2 protein-coding genes and 1 pseudogene are annotated in these 3,448 nt (G+C 41.0%); all 3 read right to left on the bottom strand.

Going from position 1 to position 3,448, the window contains the following annotated elements:
• A pseudogene (locus tag DUK53_RS16760) lies at positions 1-393 on the bottom strand (hypothetical protein); the annotation flags it as partial.
• Complete coding sequence (locus DUK53_RS16755; protein WP_124893177.1) at positions 386-2,884, bottom strand: ATP-binding protein; 2,499 nt, start codon at positions 2,882-2,884, stop codon at positions 386-388. The gene DUK53_RS16755 and the pseudogene DUK53_RS16760, both read right to left, overlap by 8 nt.
• A gap of 2 nt (positions 2,885-2,886) precedes the next feature.
• The gene (locus DUK53_RS16750; protein WP_124893175.1) at positions 2,887-3,282 is read right to left on the bottom strand and encodes a TcpE family conjugal transfer membrane protein; all 396 of its coding nucleotides are present in this window, start codon (positions 3,280-3,282) and stop codon (positions 2,887-2,889) included.
• Between the last annotated feature and the right edge of the window lie 166 nt (positions 3,283-3,448).

Below are 3,448 nucleotides of genomic sequence, written 5' to 3'. Positions count from 1 at the left end.
CGTGGTAGTTAAGCCTAACATGGAACCAGCTAAACCGTTTGTTATATTCAATATAGGCTGTCGAATTGGCTTCATCGCATCAAAATCGAATAAAAAGCCAATCGACACCGCATTGACTTGACCTGTAATTTTGGCTGCTTCCCACATGAAATTTTTAGCGCCTACACCCATATTAGCGATTATTTTAGACATCGGCCCCAAACCTTCTGGCTCCTTTGTCATCAGTGGGAACGAATAATTCTTATACGCTTTGTGCATCGCAATCGGGTCATCCGTGACCGTTACATCTTGCACAACTTCGGCTGCATGTACAGCGTATGTGTGGCAGCCAACTAAAATAAAGACAAGCAGCAGCAATCTCACCCATGTTCTTTTGGTCTGCTTCTTACGCAATTGTCTGTCTCCCTTCTAGCTCTAATGCTCGTTTAATCCGTTCGTCTGTCTTATCGGTAGATGAACATGCCATCAGCCATTCTTCAAACAAGACATCAATCACAATCGGCTGGGTGCGTCCCATGTGATCTTGGAACAAGCATGTGCCTTGTTTCAAGTTTTCAATAACGGCCTTATTTTCATCATTGACTTGCAAGTTTAAGAAACGCAACGAGCGCTCTTGTGCCTTGGTATCGTTTGGTCGGAAGATAAATTTATAGCTGATAAGCTCTTTCTTTTGCTCACTAGCGAAGTCGCCTTCGGCTTGTGTGACAAGGTAAATATCCGTGTTATTTGCACGGCCCTTACGTAAGCTGTCATCCATTTTCTCTCTTCCACTCGCTGTGTTTTCCAGCCCGCCTGCTTCATCAAAGATAATAGCGGCATCCTGGTTACGATCTGTGGAGAATATCGTCACGAGACGATAGACATTTTCCATAATGACTTGCGATACGCGTTGCAATGGTGTCATTTTCTTCTGTTCTTTGACTTCATCGACCGTTTGCAATTTCAGCCCTGCAATGCCTAATACAGTGATTGGATTGCCAAAATCAATACGCCTGGAATCGTCTTTCCCAAATAAAACACGGCCAATTGTCTTGTCATAACCTTCGATATGCTCCGCTAATTCGGTATCCTCTTTCCGAATGTATTCGACAACACGTGTCATATTCGGCGTCACATGCTTCATGGTTTGTTTGATGGCACGTTTAATGAGTACTTTTTTAGCTGTTGATGTTTCTGGATGTTTTTCTACTTCGCCCAGTTCTTCTAAAGCTTCACTGGCTGCCGTTTCTGCTTCTTCTCCTTCTAAAAATAGTAGCGGATCAAGCATACCGCGATTTTTTTCTTCGCCTGAAAGACGCATGAAATTGACGCGATCGACAAATTGTTTGAAATCCGAATTATCCGCATAGACATTGCTGGCCTTCCCGAAGAAATCTTCCGTTTCATCTTTCGGATCAATATATAGAACCTTCTGTCCGAGGGATGGCAACCAACAAAAAATATATTTGACGGTCACACTTTTTCCTTGCCCTGGTGGTCCAACAATCAGCGTATTCCCATTCGTAAATCGTGATCCGGTGATTGCTTTTTTAGTGAGCGCTGGGTTAAACCAGACGACCTTAGAACTTGCCTGTCTTGCTTCGTTTGCATCGCGAAAGCTCTTTTTTGTAATGACTCTCCCGAGTGGCAACCCATGCTTATTTCCAATATCTCGTTCCACGTCTAGGCCTAAATCCCAGACATAACCCGTCGTCATTTCTCGTTCAAATAACCGGAACGTGTACGGAACACCCAGCAACGATTGATGAAATAAAGCGAGTTGATCCACAATCGGTTGGTATACTTTAAATTTAGTTGCTCCAATGGCATACTGTACGTTTTTAATGCGTTGCTCCATTTCTTCTTTGGAGTCCGCAGCAACGATAAATAAAATCGTTGTTTTGGCTAATCGAAAGGTATGCTCCTTCATCCCTTTTTGTAGGTCTTTCAAGGCATCTTCTCCAGTATTAATCACATCATCCTCATCTAAAGGCTGATCTGTTTTATCCCTATCTTTTTCTTGGTGATACAAGCGTCTTCTGATTTTATTCACATTTGTCATGTCTTTCTCTCGTCGTTGCAGTCGCACATGGATTTGTGTCTCCAACGGAAATGGCAACGTATCTCTTAATTGTTGTACAAAAGCACTCCCAAATGTAGCGTCTGGCGTACTAACAATCGGCAAAATGCTAATATAGTGTGTTTTGTCTAGCTGCTCTATCGTCAAGTAACCATTATGATTTGTAACCATTCCCTCCTGCATGTTAAACGGGTCTACTTGTACATAAGATAATGGCGTTTGATTCGCTCGATGGAAATTGTAATACATGATGCGGTGCATTTCCTTTTCTTTGACGCGATCTACCGATTTATAATTCTGTAAATCGCTATATAGCATCTTTTCCAGATTTTGAAAATACCGTAATGGCTTTGTATCTGTCGTGCTATTGCCTGCCATTTTTTTTAAAAAACTTTTGGTTTGGTTATTTAATGCGCGAAAGAAATCGACTGGATCAATGATTTCTACTGGTTTGGTCAAGCGTACCTGGAGATATTGTATATAATTATTATTTTGCACTTCGTCCTTTAATATTTCGCCTGCCCGTCGCCAATAGCGCGTGTTTAACCCCGTTTCATCTTCGATTAAAACACCTTGAATCGTCTCATCTAAGTGTTTATCTAAGTCGTAACCTTCCGGAACATCAAACAGTTTATAGTCAAATTCTTCATGTGAAAATACGCCATCGCCATCTTCTAAATAGTCGTTAAAAAACTTTTCATCATTCAACGGATAGTCTATTTTCGCCAAGCGATAAATGGCAAATACTTCTCCTTTCGGTGTGATGACTAAATTATCATAGATATGTCCTATCGGGGATTCTACTCTTTTTTGTGCCAATGCCATGGTCAATCCTCCTTGTAATCATAGGTCACACATTGACCTATTGCGATTTCGATTGGCTCTCCGTGCTCATATTGCACTTTCTTTTTTCGTTGATAGACTAGTCGATCGAGTAGGTAACGAAAAATATTTTTCCTATCCCAACTCAACGAGAACAACGTCCAAATGATAACGAAGATAGCACCAAGAACGAGAACCCACCAATTCATAATAAAGCCCATCACTGCTTCTATTTTTTGCATAAAAGCAATGATTCCAAGGATAATAGCCAACGCTAAAACAATGCCAATGACGATTATTTGTTGTAAACTGACTCCATTTTTAAAAAATGGGATAGGAACGCCTTTAATGGTATACATCCGAATCGGTTGTTTTAGTATTTTCGTGTAGTCATATTCCATGCTTCTACTCCTCTCTAAAAAAAAGGGACTAGCTTCTACTGCTAGTCCCTGCTTTGTACTTTCTTGCTACGCTATGTCACATCAACATGTGTATCACATGGCTTAGTATACTTTGTGTATCCGGTACATAATCTGTCCAGTTTGGCATGTCAATCATGCTAATAGC

Source organism: Listeria sp. SHR_NRA_18 (genome assembly GCF_003856515.1).
In the GTDB taxonomy this organism is placed as follows: domain Bacteria; phylum Bacillota; class Bacilli; order Lactobacillales; family Listeriaceae; genus Listeria_A; species Listeria_A newyorkensis.
This window is presented reverse-complemented; position numbering and strand designations above follow the sequence as displayed.